The following is a 17,957-nucleotide window of genomic DNA, read 5'->3' as shown; positions in this document are numbered from 1 at the left end:
CAATTTTTATGTTTACTAAGATGATTGCTGGTATTAGTTACCACTGCTTGGCCAAAGCCCTTCGTACTTGGAATTTCCGTAATCGATTGTTTCGGCACTTATAACAAAACTTATAAGCATACTGTTTTCGTCTACAGCGTCGAAATCTACTTCATGCTGGATCACGTATCCGTTTTCCCAGTTTAAAGTAATTAAAGTTCCTTCTTCGTGAGATTTGTTGAAAGTGATTTCCCCTGTTGTAGGTTTGTATTTTCCGTTGAGTAAGCTTTCAAGAATGTCTGATTTTTCAGTAGCTTCGACTGTAACTTTAATCAATGCGTTTGAAGGGTCTGAAGCTACTCTTCCTGATACATCCGTAGATCTTGAAACACTGTAGTTCAGTTTTAATAATTTCTGACCTTCGCCTCCGTTGAATTTTAAAATTCCTCTTGAATTTGTTGCCATGATTCGTAAATTTTAATCGTTAATAATATTTTGTGATTTGGTTGGTTTGTTTGATTTGTTGAGTCAAAGATAGAACACAAATTTTTATTCTAAAAGTTTTGAAATATCAATTTTATTTTTTGTCGTAATTCTACGATTTCATGTCGTAATTCTACGACTCATGATTTAAAACAAATAGTAAAACACTACAATCCAACGCTTTAAAACAACTTTTAATATAAAACGCTTAATATATAAAAAGCATTGTCAACTTAAATTTAATGAGTTTTATATGGTTGCATTTATTGTATCATAGGTCTGAAATAAAAAATTCCGGCAATAGATTTTACTCTGCCGGAATTATATTTTGGAAAATAATTATGTGTGCTTCTTAACAGGATTAATAAGATTCTTTAAACTTAACATCACTTTGATATATTCTTGTGCTATCTACCAGAACCGGCTGATTATTAATTAAAATTTCCATACTGTTGTTGTCTGGGGCTATTTTAAGATCAAGTTTAAAATCTTTACCTGATTTTTCAAACTGTTCATTCACTTTTTTCCAGTTGAAAAAAGCACGTCCTTCAAAAGATTGTCCTTTTCCTGTTTCCCAGAAGAAGGAAATTTCTTTAGGAATGGCTCTTTCTTTTAGAGGCGGCTTTATTCCCCAAGGTCGGAGCATGATTTCTTTCTCTCCATTATAATATTCTGCTTGTGTTCTGAATAAGCGGAATGCTTTGTTTTCCGAACTGATATAGGGAGCCCATGAATATCTTTTCTGATAGTTCTTCCATTCTTCGGGGGATGCATCGGGAATGAACATACGCTGTTTAATTTCTTCCCGAGTCTGCGAAATTTTTGAGAACAATTTATCTGCATATTTCGTGTCATCTTTTACGACCTCAGCCTGAAATTCACCCAGCTGCACAGATACATACCCATATCTGAACCAGACTACGACCATCCCTTTAGGGGCAAATCCAAATACCAATGTTCCGAATTTATAGTAAGACATTCCGAATTTGTTATACTTTTCATAATAATCCGGTTCGTCTTTAATGCTGATAAATTCTTTGAGAGGTTCCTCCGAAGAATCAGATTCGTTGTTGGCATATGCCCGCTGCACCATATCGAGTACTTTATCTTTAGGAAAATCTGCCTTGAGGTGATAAAAAGTATCTTCATATCTGGAAAAGTACACAATATCAGCACCTACCGGCGTACCGCTCTGCTCCGTAAACCCTTTTCCCGAATCGCCCCATGTTCCGGATGAACTTCCGTAAGGTAAACCTGCCGGCACTCCTTCAAGCGTAATGATTTTATCTTCTACAGGGGTTATCATATAATTGTTCCACGGGTGTGAAATCTGTACCTCATAAGTTGGCATAGGCGTATCATTTTTCTTCATTTCCTGACAGTTGATAAGCTGGAGCATTCCCAGCGCAATAATTAGAGCTTTCCATTTATCCATTTAATATATATCTTTTGCGTTCTGCAGCCGTTTTCGGCCCGGAGAATCTCGGTCCCATCCCGAATGAATCGAGATTGGCTGACCAATGTAAATAAACATTTCTCAGTGTTTTGATATCAATTCCGGAATCCAGGTAAGAATAGCTGTCTACTTTGCTGATATATTCTCCTGCTGAAGGATGTTTTCCTGCATTATACTCTTTCACATATTCATTCCTTACATTATTACAGGTAGCAATATATTTTGAGGTCAGCTTGTTGCTGATATCTGCGATAAAGCCATCTTTAATCTGATGATCTGCCACTAAGCCTTCATCATATTTCACATCAAACTCTTTTGAGTAATAGAACATATTTTTTAATGATACCTTGTCATATTCATTCGATACTTTTTTTCGTCTTCCCCAAAGCTTATATTTTATGGTTGCGGTACGTGACGGAATAATGCTGGATTCAATGCTGATTTCGTCCGGTTTATACCAACCTTCATCAATCAGTATATTCCTGAATCTTTCACATTCTCTGCTGGAATTAATTTCCTGGTGTAGTAAAACATTTTCCTTATCATTATTTACGTAACCGCCGCCTATATCTGAATGTACGCCGGGCAAGGTAAGCTGAAGTCCTCTTATTCCGGCACTGTCTATATTGGTAAGGCTGAAATTATCACGATATTCATCCGACGAAGCCAGCTGTAATACAAAAGCTGCATTTCTGACAGCATTTAGCCCAAGCTGTTTAGAATCATCATCAATAATACTGAATCCGAATAGCGAAGCACCCTTATGATTAATACCGAATGAAGCTACCGTATCGTAAAGACCAACAAAATTGAATCGTACCGTTTTAACCTGAATTTTCTGCTGAATGAGACAGGCACCAAAATATCCATATTTGAGTAATGGGAAATCCGGTTCGTTAACAATAATATATTGATTCGGTTCAGGTTCGGCATCTGATTTTTCGTACGCTTCAGGAGGATAAACAAGAATCTGTTTATCTGAGATGATCTGGGAATTGGCGGTTGTACCGGCAATATGCAAAAAATGACGTGCCGCTGCGGCCCCTCTGCTGAATCCGTAAACATTCACAGTAAGAACATCAATTTTTTTACCCTGAAATTTTCTCTGAATGGTTTCTGCCCCTTTCACACAGCCTTTTGTTGCCTTGGCTTTCACCCCTCTTGCACTTACTCCCATTCCGGCTCCGCGTATAGGAAGTCCCAACGTATCATTATCGGACTTCTGATCCACGGTTCCGATTCCTTCCACATAATAAGACACCTGATTTTGTGCATTCGAATCAATACAATCATATCCTCTGGCTACGTTACTGAAATCATTGGCATAGCTTCCTTTTGGATCGGACTGCTGTGCGCCAGCCTGTGTGTTTGTTTTATTGTTGAGAGTTCCGTCGAAAAACAAATTCAGGGTTACATCAATGGTATTGACAGGCTTATCATTGGGATTAATCTTTTCAGCCGGGTTGTAGCTTACGCCAGCTTCTTTTCCTTTCTGCTCCACCGAAACTGCGCTGTTGTGGCTGATGCCTTCTTTAGCGTAGGCTTTGTAGTTACCTCCTGTCTGGGTGACCACTTTGCCTTCTACAAAATATTCGATGCTCATGATTAGTAATTTTTAGATTTCTCTCCGCTGTTATTCTGAACTTCTTTTTCCGAATGGTGCTCTACTTTGCCTTCGCTGTTGACCTGAACACCTTTCATTGAAGTCAGCTTATGCTCTTTTTCACCATACACTTCCATATCTCCTTTTACATAATGGCTCATTCTTCCTACCACATTGGTCATAAAATCGGCACCGGTAGAAAGATATTTCATGGAGCCTACACTTTCAGTGTGATTCACCATGATCGTATCAGATTTATTCATTCCGACATTGGTGGTCATATTCATTCCGACATTGATGTTCATATTCTTACAGTTAAGCGTCATTGTTTCAGGAGCGGTAATGGTAATATTGCTTCCGGTTGTATCCAAATGGATTTCGTTTCCTGATTTATCGGTAATGATAATGCTTTCATCTTCGGTAAAAACGATTCTGTGTCCGCTTCTGGTTTGAATAGATTTTACTCTGTTATCTGCGCCGCCACCGAGTCCTACTCCTCCATGAAACATTCCTCCCATGACGAATGGCCTGTCAGGATGGCTGTGTACAAAATTTACCATTACCTGATCGCCCACTTCCGGAATGGCTACATATCCTCTGTTTTGGGTAATCTTGTCGGTTCCTCCGGCATCCGGACTCATCATTCTTATAAAATGAGTGGTATCGTTCGTTTGCCAGTCGAATCTTACCTGTACTCTTCCCTGTCCTTCCGGATCTGCATTTGAGATAACAGTAGCAATCTGCGGTTCTGCTTTAGGAGTTTTAAACTCAGGCTTAGGCAAAAATCCCGTATCAGAAGCAATTCCTTCAAAACTTCCTGTATAATGCCCTATGGTATCGACTTCGTGTGAAACTTCCGTCACCATAATTCTGGTAAAATAGGAAGATTCATTGGTATCAATCTTACGCATCTGAACATCAACTACACAGCCCGGATGTAAAAACGGGACGGTAGTATTACCTGATAATAAAAAAACATTGACAGCCTGACTTCCAGAGGTGCTTTTCTGTGAATATTCCACGTCAAGATGAGTTGATGCTTTGATAGGGGCTACCTGAAGAGCCGGTGTCTTATAAATCTTATCATTATGGGAATAGGCTGTTTTTGCTAAATCTCCGACATGCTGAATCGGCGTTTCTCCGGATTTTAACTTTTCATTTTTACTGCTGTTATAGCCATAAAACTGAGGTTTTGTATGAACAGCTTTTAGTTCAACTTTAATATTGTTTGCACTGCTGCCATAAGTCAGTTTAATAGGTTTATTCTGAGGAGGCAGCTTACCGAAATGAAGAACTTCACCATCATAATAAAACTGTTCGCCATAGGCTTCTGCCATTCTTGCGAGATAGTTATAATGCGTTTCATCGTACTGACTGCTGTAGATAATCTGTGCATAATCATTGGTATCTACTCTTACATCAAAACGGCCTGTGTCTATGCCTTGTTTAATAACTTCATTGGCAATAATTCCCATATTTACAGGAGAGGTGCCGCCAAAACTCTGAATGTGAGGTGCTCCGTCTAATAAAATGGTAGGACTATAGCCCGTTAAAACAATATTTCCAAGACTCATTCTTTCCTGACTGAAGCCAACACCGGTAATCACTCCCACGAAAGTTCTTTCCGGACTGTTATCAATATCTTTATATGAAATGACAACCGTAAGTCGCTTCCCGAGGAACTTATTGGCTTCCTCGAGTGTATGAGTCTGCCTGTCGCCCAATGCATCGTGCGCCAGCGTCACACTGAATTCGTGGTGTTTTCCTGTACTTTGAGTCAGTTTAAAATGCTTGTAATATTTGATTACTTTTCCTTCTATAACAAGGGAAAGTTTTACTAATCTGTTGATACCCGCATGATGATTTTCCGAGATTCCGTCGGCATTCTGTGAAGGACGGAATGATGGGCTTTTAGGTATGTTTGGTGATTCTGTTTTCATATTACCTGTGATTTGGATAGGTTAAACATTATCGCTAAGTGTTCTTACTGTTTGGTGTTTATGGTGTGCTTTCTTTGATTGATCTTGAAAGAATTTTGTTTTTCCGTAATAAAAAATCCGGCATGAGATCTTTAGGAAGATAAAGAGTTCCTTCTCCTTTATCCTCAAGCTGTTCTGAAATTCCAGGATTCCAGGACATAAGCTTGGTAACATCCACATCAAGTTCATCTGCAATGACTTTTAAATTAAATCCTGCATTAATATCTGTTTCTGCAAATGCTTCGTTGTTTTTACCGCTTCCGCCATTTACGAAAAAGACTTTATTCATTCTGGAAGAATTGTAATTACTCAGAACGCTTTGAAGTTCTCCGGTTGCGTAGCAGGCATTTAAATATTTTTTAACATGAGTGATGGTTTCTTCCGGTAAAAATTTATAAAACACATGATATTGAGATGAGTTTGCAGCCGCCATTGCCTTTGCAATATTTCCTTCTCCACAATTGTATGCTGCGACAACTGTTATCCAGTTATTATATTTTTTGTACAAATTCGTAAGTGATATCACTGCAGTTTTAGTGCTTTTATACAAATCATTTCTGTTCTGTTGGGTAAGCCCATACTGGTTGGCATGAGAAGTCATAAACTGCCAAACGCCCACAGCTCCCGCTCCTGAAGTTATATTTCTATTGAAATGAGACTCAATCAGAGCCAGATTGCGGAGATGTTTCGGCAATCCTTTTTTCACAAGAGAATATTCTATGAAATCGACGATATCTTTATTGGCGCTGATAATACTCTTATACCGTTTCACACTGCTTTCCGAAGTATCGGATGCGGTAAGAAACTGTGCATTCATCAAATGTGAACACAACAGAAGCATTCCTGTGAGGATGATATTTTTGAGATTTGGTTTCATATAATATTAACGTAAATATGAAATTTAACGTATATTAATTTATTTATTCCACTTTCCAGTTTAATTTTTCCTCTTCTGTATTCCAGTCTGCATAAATGGTTTGCCCGGATTTCACTTCTTCACGAACGATCATTTTAGAGATTGGCCTTGCCAACTGAGATCTGATAACTCCCGAGATCTGTCTTGCTCCGTATTTGCTGCTGAAACCGCCTAATGCAAGGTTTTTCACAGCTTCATCTGAAATTTTAAGAGCAATCCCCAGTCTTGTCAGTGACGTGTGAAGCGATTTTAACTGAATATTAAAAATTCTTTCAGCAATCGATTCGGTGATTGGCGCAAAAGGAATAATTTCTGTAATCCTTGCCAGAAACTCAGGTCTAAAACGCCCTGAATTCGACATAATCTGCATTAAAGAAGATGATTCCGGAACTTTGCCTTCTTCAAACTGTTTTACAATTTCTTCACTTCCGATGTTTGAAGTAAATAATATCAGAGCATTACTGAAATCTCCTTCTTTCCCAAGTTTATCATGAACTTTTCCTTCATCCATGATCTGTAAAAAGACATCAAAAACCGAATGGTGTGCTTTTTCAATTTCATCAAATAAAACCACGGTGTAAGGTTGCTGCCTGATTTTATTGACGAGCATCCCACCTTCCTCATAACCAACATATCCCGGAGGCGCACCGTACAAAAGCGCTGCCGAATGTTCTTCTTTAAATTCCGACATATCGAAACGAACCATCGCTTTTTCATCATTGAAGAGAAGCTCTGCCATTGATTTTGCCAACTCTGTTTTTCCTGTTCCGGTTGGTCCGAGAAGAAAGAAAGAACCAATAGGTTGTCCCGGCTTATTCAATCCGCTTCGGTTTTCAACAATAGCATCAGAAAGGATTTTCAAAGCGTGATCCTGCCCAACAACTCTGTTCATTAAAAGCGATTCCATATTCAGAAGCTTTTCTTTTTCCTGCGCCTGAATTTTCCCGATCGGAATATTGGTTTTCGCCGCCATTACCGCTGCCAGTTCAAGACGGTCAACTTTTTCTCTTTTTTTAGCTGCGTGCTGCAACAATTCAGTGTAGGTATCTTCAATTGTTTTTTGTATATACTCAACCGGCATAGAATTGTCAATCTGAGGCTGTTCGCTCAAAGATCCCCATAAAATCGGGCTTATTTTATCTCTAAGTAAATTGTACGTCCAGATCAGCTCATCTGCTTTATCTTTATCATCAAAAAATTCTTCTTTCAGAATTTCATCATATCTGTTTTTCCAGCTTTCCAGTTCTTTTTCTGAAAGTTCGTCAAGCATTTTAATCGCAGCCATTGTCCGGTCTAATAAATCAATTGCCGCATCCGGTAATTTCTTACCTTTTGCATATCTTTTTGCCAGTCTTACACATTCGGGAAGTGCTGTTTTTTCCACCTCTATTCCGTGGTGTTTTTTGTACCCTTCAAGCAGAACGTCAATCATTTTAACACAGGTTTTTTCGTCCGGTTCGTTAACAGTAAGTACTTCAAAACGTCTGTTGAAAGCCTGTTCCGGCTCTATAATTTTTCTGTACTCTTCCTGCGTAGTTGCTCCGATTACGGTAATTTCACCTCTTGCCAACTCTGGTTTTAATAGATTAGCGACATTTCCGATGCTTCCTTTAGGATCAAGAAGTGTATGAATTTCATCAATGAAAAGGATGGCTTTTTCTATCTTTTTGCATTCATTGATTACTTTTTTAAGGCGGTCCTCGATTTCTCCTTTATAAGAAGTTCCTGCTAATAAAGCGCCTGTATCCAACTCCAGTAATGTTCCGTTTTTAAGCATTTCGGGAACATTTCCTTTGGTAATTTCGATGGCAAAACCTTCTACAAGAGCGGTCTTTCCAACTCCAGGTTCGCCGATAATAATGACATTCGGCTTACTCCTTCTGCAAAGGATTTCTACAAGCATTCGGAGTTCTTTATCTCTTCCTATGATATTTTCCAGTTCGCCTTTTCTTGCCTGCGCCGTACGGTCTACACAATAGTTTTTAATGGAAGGGAAAGAATTATCTGAATAATCTGAACCATTTGAAAATAGAGAAGAAAAATCCTGGTTTGCTGAACTTTCGTAAGGCGTATCTTTTCGGTACAGATTAAAAATTTCATGTTCACGGAGGGGAAGTGATTTGAGCTGCTGAAGTGAAAATGCAACCTGCGGTTTTACAATAGCCGTTAATATACATATCGGAGTTATTTCATCTAGTCCCAACTTCAGACGAATATCATCTGCTTCTTCTACGATGGTGTCTACCGTCTCATCCTCCTTCACTTCATCGGGAAGATGGGTTGTTTTAGGATAGTCTTCAATCCGTACATCTGCCCATTCATAAAAATATCCAGGGTCTTTATCAATACTCTTCAGGAAATCTGAAAGGCCAATATCCTTATGCATTAAAGCCTGAAGAATGTGCGGACCTCCAAAAGTTCCGTTATAATTTTCTCTCGCGATAGACTGAGCAATATGAAATAGCTGTTTTACGGTCTCGTTGGTTACTAGTACTCCCATTGTGTATTTTTCAAATTTATATTCTATTGTGGTGTGGTGATTTTGCCAGTTATGTTTTGCTGAGATGAAGCAAAAATTACTCCATAATCGTCTGAATCATTTACCTTTTACTAATATATCCGTTTTTTTTGAGAGGATAAAATATCTGATGCCCGGCCAGCAAATAATATTATTTAAAGCATAGTAAATTTCATTATCCTAATGGTAAAAAAAGACCGCCTCTGATGACAGTCTTTTCCCTTATGAATATTAAATTACGCTCGGTTTTCCTAGCTTGAAGGCCAAAGTCCTTCGTACTTGGAGTTTCCGTAGTCGATGGTTTCTGCACTGATGATAAAGCTAATCAGCATACTGTTTTCGTCTACAGCATCAAAATCTACTTCATGCTGAATCACGTATCCGTTTTCCCAGTTCAGGGTAATTAATGTTCCTTCTTCGTGAGATTTGTTGAATGTGATTTCACCTGTGGTAGGTTTGTATTTCCCGTTCAGTAAACTTTCCAGAATATCAGATTTTTCTGTTGCTTCTACGGTTACTTTAATGATTGCATTGGAAGGATCTGAAGCTACTCTTCCCGATACATCAGTAGATCTGGATACGCTGTAGTTCAGCTTTAAAAGTTTCTGACCTTCTCCTCCATTGAATTTAAGAATTCCTCTTGAATTTGCTGCCATGATGGTAAATTTTAATCGTTAATAATATTTTGTGATTCGGTGATTGTCTTACAAAGATAGAGACCTCAAATTTCTTAGAAAAGCTTTTACACCTCTATCTGCTTTTTTGTAGTAGTTCTACGATTTCATGTAGTAATTCTACGACATTTGATATAATTAATCCTTACTTTCCTTTATTGATAAGGGTTACGATAGTTCTGTAAGAATAAAAAAACTTGAATTTTTAACTCCGTACCGGGAAATAATATACTGAATGTCGATATTTTTAATCATTCCGTTATTAGTATCCAGAATATATTTTCCGGAAAAATCAAGTTCATTTTCCGGCATTGCCAGCGTCTGAAGAAGCATAATTTCTTTATCATAATCTGCGTATGCAATTTCCTGCTGAAGCTCAACACGAGTATTTTCCTCTCCTATCGACTGCTGTAAAAAAGATTTTCCGTTGAAAAATGTATTTCTCACAGAGGCAAAATAGTTTTTAATAAAAACATCTTCTTTCATTCTTGCATCAAAAACTTCTTTGTTGACAACGGCAAATTCAAATTCATCGAGATAAATTTTTGCATATCGGTCAGGAAAGAGGTCAAGCAGCCGTTCTTTTATCTTTTTGAAATTATCTATTGTATGCTGGGTAAGACTCACATTAAGAATATTTCCTTTAAAATCTGTTTTCACTTCAATAGGATTTAGCGAGCGGATGCATTCTGAAGCAAGATCTGCCATCATGCTTCCCTGTTCGTCTGAAAAATTATTTTTAAAAAGCTGAAAAATATAAAAATCATTTTCATTCCTTACCCATTTCACCGAAACGGTATATGTAAGAATACTATATTGTTTATTCAGCTGATCTTCATGAATTTCTTCATTAACCACAGAATATATTTTGCTGAAGTTTTCAGGCGAGAAAGGCAATACAGGATTCAGCTTGGGATTCTTGAAAAAAGCATCGTTCCTACTGTTGTATTCTTTTATTATATTGATATCTGGAATCAGAAGTTTTTTTCTTGGAACAAGATCATCGTAGATAAAATCTTCCCTCGCACAATGTTTATTGTGAAATTCTTTAAGGTATTCAGGATTTTCGAGTTGAATTTCTTCAGATATGCTTTCCAGTGTTTCTCCGGAAAGTATAAAATGAACGGTCATATATTCTGTTTTTGGCTCAACCTAATTTAGCGTAAAAATTTTACTTGGAAAAAGTTTTTAAGTATTTTTTATAGTTTTTCCTTAATTTAACATTAAGAATTTTAGTGAGTTAGGCTTTATTACGTTTAAGGAATCAATACATTGATTTTTATTCAATTTTTTAGGCTAAAGAGATTTAATTCCTTAATGTTAAAAAATAAATTTCAAAAATCAGCTTTTACTCCAAAAATAAAGTTTCTTTTTGCCGCCGGATTATAATACCGATTCCCAAACGCATTGATGTCAAACCCTGCAACATACTTTTCATTATAAATATTCTGAATTTGCAGAAACAGGTTCAGCTTGGTTTTGTCGAGCTCAAAAGGAAAGTTTAATCTCATGTTTGCGACCATGCTTGGCTCAGACCAAACGGTATTGCCATCATTCAGCGGAATTTTTGAAGTGTAAAAATGAGAATAATCTACCGATAACTTTTTAAATAAAACAAAATTCACCAGACTGTTTATGGTTGTTCGAGGTACGCCGGTAAGATCATTTCCGGAAAAATCTGCATCATTCTGATGGTAATTTTTAAATTTAAAATGATAGAAGCTTCCAGAAAACCTGAATTTAAAAAAACTGAAAATTTCGTTTTTAAGATTAAATTTTTTAGATTCCAACAGTATTTCTATACCTTTCTGAACGGTCGCTCCTGAGTTTACGAAGAATTCCTGACCCGCTTGGTTTTGCCGTCTCACAATAGCATCTTTGATTCTGAAATCAAAATAATTCCCTTCTGCAAAAAATATATTTCCGAACTGTTTCCTGATACCGAATTCTTTATTCCAGCCATATTCAGGTCTGAGATCCGGATTAAACCGCTGATCCGATGCCCGTATTTCTTCATTCGTGGGAGCCGAATTACCTTTACCCGCTTTTGCCAGCACGGAAAATCCTTTTGCTAAAAGATAACTCAGACCGAAATTCGGCAGCCATTGATTTTTATATTTCACAGTTCCGTTTTCTGATTCAGGATAAGTCCTATTCCAGTCATAGGAGTTTGAATTCAGACTTAAAGAAATATCTGTAAAAAGTCTTTCATTTATATTCAATTTCTGAGAAATAAAGTAAAATCCTGAAGTGTTTTTAATCTTATCAAAATTCTGCGGGTTTCCCTCTGTTCCATGGTTATTGTCATAGTTTTTGACGATGATATCATTGATACCGCCTTCAAAGCCGAAACGATAAGCCAATACGATATTTTTCCAGTTTTTCTCGTAATTCAGATGTGTTCGTAAGGCAAAATTTTTCTCAAAACGGTTTTCAAAATTGGTGATAAAAGGATTTTCAAAATCTACATACGAACCCTGAATAAGGATAAAATGTGAAAAATTATGATTAAAATTATATTCATGTGAAAGCCCTGCCAGCAACATTTTGTTACTGATTCCGGCATCTTGTTCTTTTGCTCCGGGAAGGGTTTTAGTTGCCGGCCTGGACTGTTTCCTGTCAGCCTCCATCTGCTCCAGGGTCAGTCCACCGGGTGTCTGATAATCGAGTTCAGCATACAGCAACATCGCTTTCAGTAATCCATTTTCTGAATATTTAAAATGATCTTTAATAAAAAGCTGTTTCCGTTTTACTTTCGACTGCTCTCTGTAAGAATCTGTCTGGTAGTAATTCTGAAATACCTCAACAAAGTGCTTGTCCATCTTTTTAGAAAAATCAAAACTTTGGTTAAACATTCCGTAACTTCCAGATGTCAGACTAGCGGAAGTTTTGTCGGAATCTGCAGTTTTCAGAAGAATAGTTCCACCTGTAACAGCTCCATAATCGCCGCTTTCTGGGCCTTTATAAATCTCCATTCTACTGATTAGTTCGGGAGAAATCACATTAAAATACGTATTTCCGGAAGCATCCGAAAAAATAAAATCATCAAGATATACCTTTACATTTCTTACTCCGAAGGGTGAACGCAAAGTACTTCCCCGCAACGATATACGATAACTACCGGGAGAGCGTTCTTCCATTCTGGCCCCTGGGATTTGATTAATGGATTCCAGCATTCTTTCGGGCGGATTCTGATCGAGTAGAATCTCCGAAACCACGGAAACAGATTTGGTGGAAGAGATAAATGCCGTCGGTTTTTTATAAGCATCAATCCGCACCTCAGAGATCAACTGTGCTGAATCTTTTTCCTGTGCTGATCCTAAAATGGCAGAGATTGTAGATATAAAAATGTAAAATTTTTTCATTGCCAATGATGAAGCAAAAATTGTACATTTTGTTTTTAGTTTAAAAACTTATTCTGGAAATCATAACCTTTTAAGCAAACAAACTATACATAGGATTTATCAGTTTCTTTTCTGTCCTTAATCATCCACGGAACAATAAAATAAAAGGCAATCGCAATGAATGTTGCTAAAACCCCGGTTCCGATCCATAATAATGTAAAACCAAATTTTTCTGCGATCATCGTTCCCAGATAAGGTGTTATGATAAAAGCAATAGAAAAAGAAATTCCATTCAACCCCATATAGGCTCCTTTATTATTTTTCCCTGATCTCAATGCGGTGATTGTTGCCATGAAAGGTAAAGCCCAGATCTCACCTACACAGAGAAAACTCATTGACAGAATAAGAGTCAGCATACTGTGATCGAATCCCAGCATTGCATAGGAAAGCCCACAGATAAAAGTTCCCAGAAACATCGTTACAGCAAGGCTGAAATATTTCTCAGCAATCTGAACAAGACCCATTTCCAGCAAAACAACCAAAAATCCGCTGTAACCGAGAATATACCCTATATGCTCCTGGCTAAGCTTTGCCGTATTTTTATAAAAGATCGTAAGAGTACTGAAAAGCTGAAAAAAACATATAGAAAACAACATACAGAAAAAACAGTATATCAAAAACTTACCATCCCGATAAGGCGAATTTTCTTTTTTAATTTCAATTACTTCTTTTACTTTTTTAGCCTTCAGCCTGGCTACTTTATTTCGTTTTTTAAAGAAGATAATATAAAGAATACCTGCCATAAACGCCGCTAAAGCATTGGTGAAAAATAAGAATTCGTACGAAATGGCCGATAAGATTCCTCCTAGAGCAGGACCGATGGAGAATCCCAAATTAACAGCCATCCGATTTAGTGAAAATGCACGCGTAATATTTTCAGGCTTTGCATATTTGGTAATGGCAACCGAGTTGGCCGGCCGGAAGGAATCACTTACAATACTCTGAATTAAAATAATAGCACCTACTCCTATTTCTGTTTTAAAAACGGGAATCAGGCAAAATAATGGAACACTCAGTAGCAAGCTGAGATATTGCACTTTATATTCTCCGATTTTATCGGTGATGAATCCACCAAGCCAGGATCCGATGACAGAACCGATTCCAAAAAAACTGAGTACAATCCCGGTATTCTCAATGCTGAAATGCAAATGATTGGTCATATAAACTCCCAAAAAAGGAAGTACCATTGATCCGGCACGATTGATGAGCATTACCAATGCCAGCATCCAGCTCTCTTTAGAAAGCCCTTTGAATGAATTTGTATAGAGATATATAAGCTTCACTATATTTTATGTTTAGTTTATTACTACTATTATTTATATATTCCCTTTTGTTTAAGGGTTAGTCGCTAAAGGAGAGATCGGTTTGTGAGAAAGAATAATTTCAGAATACTTAAATTCTTTCCTATAAGTAAAAAAAGTCATCCCGATTGAGATGACTTTAAGTGGTTTCTCCAGGAATCGAACCAGGGACACATGGATTTTCAATCCATTGCTCTACCAACTGAGCTAAGAAACCATTCTTTTACTTCGTTTTTGAAGTGGTGCAAAAGTAATGATAATTATTAACTTTTACAAGTTTTAATTTAAAACAATTTTGAAAAGAAAACCACCTTTTTACAGGTGGTTTTTTGTGGTTTCTCCAGGAATCGAACCAGGGACACATGGATTTTCAATCCATTGCTCTACCAACTGAGCTAAGAAACCATTCTTTTACTTCGTTGTTTTAAAGTGATGCAAAAGTAGTAAGTTTTGGCATATGAAGCAAGTATTAACAATACTTTTTTTAACAAAACTTAAAACTTACTGATTTTCAATCGAATTATTTTCCTGTTCTTTACGAATCTGCTCGCTCATCTCCTCCAGTACAGGCTTTATCGTACTTTCAGGAAGGTCACTTATTCTGATGTACATTAAACCGTCAATTGCATCATTGAAATTGGGATCTACATTAAACGCAATCACTTTTGCGTTTTGCTTGATGTATTTTTTAATTAAAACAGGCAGTCTTAGTTCAGGTTCAAGATCATCAATGATTTTATCTAATTTGTTCAGATCAGATTCCATTTCATCAAAGAAAAGATTTTTATCCCGGTCTCTAAGCTTTACTTTATATTCATTTCTCGGAGTAATATATTGAGCTACAGCAGAATCATAATAATTCGACCGCATAAATTCAATCATCAGCGATTTGGAAAACTCAGAAAATTTATTGGAAATACTTACACCGCCCATCAAAAATTTATGATCTGGATTTCTTAAACAGACATGTACAATTCCTCTCCATAAAAGAAAAAGCGGAAGTGGCTTTTGCTGATATTCCTGACAGATATAGGCGCGTCCCATTTCAATAACTTTCTTAAAGAAAGGATGAATATCCTGCTCAAATTCAAACAGTGAGCTGGTGTAAAATCCTTTAATCCCGGATTTTTTCATGACTTCTCTTCCCAAAGCCATTCTGTAAGCTCCTACAAGTCTTTCTTCGGCATTATCCCAAAGGAAAAGATGATGGTAATGCTTATCATATTCATCGAGATCAAAAGGAAGGTTGCTGCCCTCACCCACCGCCCGGAATGTAAGCTCTCGCTGGCGGCCGATTTCTCTCATAATAGAAGGAATTTCTTCGTAGTTGGTGAAGTAGACTTCATAATTTCCGTTGCTGAAAAACATTTTATCGGTACCTTTCAGCTTATTGATGTCTTTGAGGATATCTTCTTTCGGAGTTTCGTCGATGATATTCTGAACAATATTTTCTTCTTTCATTAAAGGAAATTTCAACGAAAGATTCTGAAGATTAATGCTTTGCGCCAATGATTTTCTTTTTTCGTAATAAGATTTCATCATATAAACCTTACGCTTCAGAAAGTCTCCCAGCTCTTCAATACTTTCCATATCGTCCATCGCTTTTACAGCAATAGGTCTGCCTATTCTTATTCTGATAGGCTCTTCCCTGTCACTCATCATTTCTGCAGGAAGCATCATTGTCTGAAGACTCGGATGAAGTTTAGCCATCTGATAAAACATCCTGCTGTTTTTGGCATGGAAATACATGGGAACCACCGGAACTTTTGCCATTCTTATAAGCTTAAGTGCCGGTTTTTCCCATTCTTTATCTAAAATTTCCCCGTAAGGATTGTTCTTGTTTGAAACTTCTCCTGCCGGAAAAATCCCTATACAGCCACCGTTTTGGAGATGTTTAAGCGTTTCGCGCATTCCTGATGAACTGCTGTAGGCTTCTTTTCTGTTTTCAAAAGGATTTACGGAAATTACATAAGGTTCCATCGGCTTTATTTTTTCCAAAAGGAAATTCCCCATCACCTTAAAATCCGGCCGCACTTCTGAAAGAATCTTGCACATCAGAATTCCGTCGATCGCACCAAGCGGATGATTGGAAACCAAAATAAAAGGTCCCGTTTTCGGGATTTTTGCAAGATCTTCTTCAAACGCGATATAGCTTAAGTTCCGCTCTCTCACAAATGAGTCGAAAAAGTCTTTGCCTTCCTTGTCTTTCAGTTTATCGTATAGTTTGTTTACTTCATTTATTTTAGCAATGCTCATCACAGCAGATGCTACAGGATTTTTAAGAAATCCTATTTTATGTAAGCCGGAAGCCTTTATTAAATCGTTTTTCGAAATTAAACTCATGTGTGTGGTTAGTCGCAATTAGTTTTATTGTGTTACCATTTGAAGTGTATTTTTAGAAATTTGTTCCAATAATACACTTTTTTCCTGGTAGAATTGATCAATATGATCCATCTTCGCATTCCTTACAGTAAATAAAGATACATTTTTTACCACTTCCGTACGGAATACTTTCTGAAGTTCTTCGTTTAGTTCGTCTATATTGTTAAACTTATCTTCAAGACATAAAGCCAGTGAAATGGCAGAATTCTGCATCAGAGAAACTTTAATTTTATACTTGGACAAATATCCGAAAATTAAGCTCATATGGTCTTCTGCAATGAAGGAAAAGTCTCTTGTTGAAATTTTCAGAAGCGTCTGATGTTCTTTTAAAATATATGTTTCTTCGCTTTGATTTTTATCCGAAGCACCTACCTTTGTTCCTTCCTTTGTGGGATCTACGAAAGATTTTACATAAAAAGGAATATTCTTCTGCTGAAGTGGCTGTAAAGTTTTCGGGTGAATGACACTCGCACCATAGTATGCCATTTCAATCGCTTCTTCATAGGAAATATTAGAAAGAAGCGTTACATCCTTAAATTTTCTTGGATCTCCCGTCATCACTCCAGGAACGTCTTTCCAGATGGTCATGGTGTCTGCATTAAGGCAGTAAGCAAAAATAGCCGCAGAATAGTCGGATCCTTCTCTTCCTAAAGTTACCGTAAAATTATTTTCATCCGACCCGATAAACCCCTGAGTGACGTAGCATATTTCTTTGTTGAGGTTTGAAATAAATTCTTCCGTTTTAGCCCAGTCTACCACGCCTTCCCGGTAAGAATTATCCGTTTTTATATAATCCCGGGCATCCAGCCACTGATTGGTAAACTGGATCTCGTTTAAATATTCACTCACAATTTTAGTGGAAATCATTTCTCCGCAGCTCACCACCTGATCGTACACAAAGTTGTAGTTCGGAGATTTGTTTCTTCTCAAAAAAGAGTCGATATCATCAAAAAAAAGATTTATTTCTGCAAAAACAGCGTGATTTTCAGGGAATAATCCTTCCGCGATCTCAATGTGTTTTCGTTTTATTTTTTCAATTTCAGTCTGAAAGTTATCTTTCTTGAAATAAAGTTCCACCACTTTTTCCAACTCATTTGTCGTTTTGCCCATTGCCGAAATTACCAGCAGGCATTTTGAAAATCCCTGGCTTTCTAATACCATGGAAACATTTTTTACACTTTCAGCATCCTTTACCGATGCTCCACCAAACTTGAAAATTTTCATTAAATTGTTAATAATAAAATTGTTAGATAAAATTTGTG

The 17,957-nt window shown here is 37.1% G+C and carries 12 protein-coding genes and 2 tRNA genes; all 14 read right to left on the bottom strand.

Annotated features, from left to right (window positions below):
- Positions 1–33: 33 nt before the first annotated feature.
- Positions 34–444, bottom strand: coding sequence for a type VI secretion system tube protein TssD (gene tssD / locus BLR30_RS13390; RefSeq protein ID WP_175443667.1), 411 nt, complete (start codon positions 442–444; stop codon positions 34–36).
- 379 nt (positions 445–823) lie between these two features.
- A complete protein-coding gene (locus BLR30_RS13385) occupies positions 824–1,897 on the bottom strand; it encodes a DUF2931 family protein (RefSeq protein ID WP_089859810.1) in 1,074 nt (357 codons plus the stop codon).
- Positions 1,890–3,521: a T6SS phospholipase effector Tle1-like catalytic domain-containing protein gene (locus BLR30_RS13380; RefSeq protein WP_089859807.1), complete on the bottom strand. Its 1,632-nt coding sequence runs from the start codon at positions 3,519–3,521 to the stop codon at positions 1,890–1,892. The genes BLR30_RS13385 and BLR30_RS13380 overlap by 8 nt, the downstream gene beginning before the upstream one ends.
- 2 nt (positions 3,522–3,523) lie before the next feature.
- Positions 3,524–5,461, bottom strand: a complete 1,938-nt coding sequence (locus BLR30_RS13375; RefSeq protein WP_089859804.1) for a type VI secretion system Vgr family protein — start codon at positions 5,459–5,461, stop codon at positions 3,524–3,526.
- A 58-nt stretch (positions 5,462–5,519) separates the two neighbouring features.
- Positions 5,520–6,377, bottom strand: coding sequence for a lytic transglycosylase domain-containing protein (locus BLR30_RS13370; protein ID WP_089859800.1), 858 nt, complete (start codon positions 6,375–6,377; stop codon positions 5,520–5,522).
- A gap of 43 nt (positions 6,378–6,420) precedes the next feature.
- Positions 6,421–8,916 (bottom strand): ATP-dependent Clp protease ATP-binding subunit, encoded by a 2,496-nt coding sequence (locus tag BLR30_RS13365; RefSeq protein ID WP_089859797.1) that lies wholly within the window; start codon positions 8,914–8,916, stop codon positions 6,421–6,423.
- A gap of 269 nt (positions 8,917–9,185) precedes the next feature.
- Positions 9,186–9,590 (bottom strand): type VI secretion system tube protein TssD, encoded by a 405-nt coding sequence (gene tssD / locus BLR30_RS13360; RefSeq protein WP_029296853.1) that lies wholly within the window; start codon positions 9,588–9,590, stop codon positions 9,186–9,188.
- Positions 9,591–9,776: 186 nt separating this feature from the next.
- Positions 9,777–10,739, bottom strand: a complete 963-nt coding sequence (locus BLR30_RS13355) for a hypothetical protein (protein ID WP_089859790.1) — start codon at positions 10,737–10,739, stop codon at positions 9,777–9,779.
- 203 nt (positions 10,740–10,942) lie between these two features.
- Entirely contained in the window at positions 10,943–12,973 is a 2,031-nt protein-coding gene (locus BLR30_RS13350) for a TonB-dependent receptor (RefSeq protein ID WP_089859786.1), read from the bottom strand.
- Between the two features lie 83 nt (positions 12,974–13,056).
- Positions 13,057–14,298 carry an MFS transporter gene (locus BLR30_RS13345; RefSeq protein WP_394332374.1) on the bottom strand — a complete coding sequence of 414 codons (1,242 nt, stop codon included), beginning with the start codon at positions 14,296–14,298 and terminating at the stop codon, positions 13,057–13,059.
- 159 nt (positions 14,299–14,457) lie between these two features.
- A tRNA-Phe gene (locus BLR30_RS13340) sits at positions 14,458–14,530 on the bottom strand.
- A 115-nt stretch (positions 14,531–14,645) separates the two neighbouring features.
- Positions 14,646–14,718: transfer RNA gene (locus BLR30_RS13335), tRNA-Phe, on the bottom strand.
- A 96-nt stretch (positions 14,719–14,814) separates the two neighbouring features.
- Positions 14,815–16,656 carry a lysophospholipid acyltransferase family protein gene (locus BLR30_RS13330; protein WP_089859780.1) on the bottom strand — a complete coding sequence of 614 codons (1,842 nt, stop codon included), beginning with the start codon at positions 16,654–16,656 and terminating at the stop codon, positions 14,815–14,817.
- 24 nt (positions 16,657–16,680) lie between these two features.
- Positions 16,681–17,919: an aspartate kinase gene (locus tag BLR30_RS13325; protein WP_089859775.1), complete on the bottom strand. Its 1,239-nt coding sequence runs from the start codon at positions 17,917–17,919 to the stop codon at positions 16,681–16,683.
- Positions 17,920–17,957 lie beyond the last annotated feature (38 nt).

Source organism: Chryseobacterium taeanense, from assembly GCF_900099685.1.
Taxonomy (GTDB): Bacteria; Bacteroidota; Bacteroidia; order Flavobacteriales; family Weeksellaceae; genus Chryseobacterium; species Chryseobacterium taeanense.
Note: the sequence above shows the minus strand (reverse complement) of the source record. Positions and strands in the feature narration are given on the sequence as shown.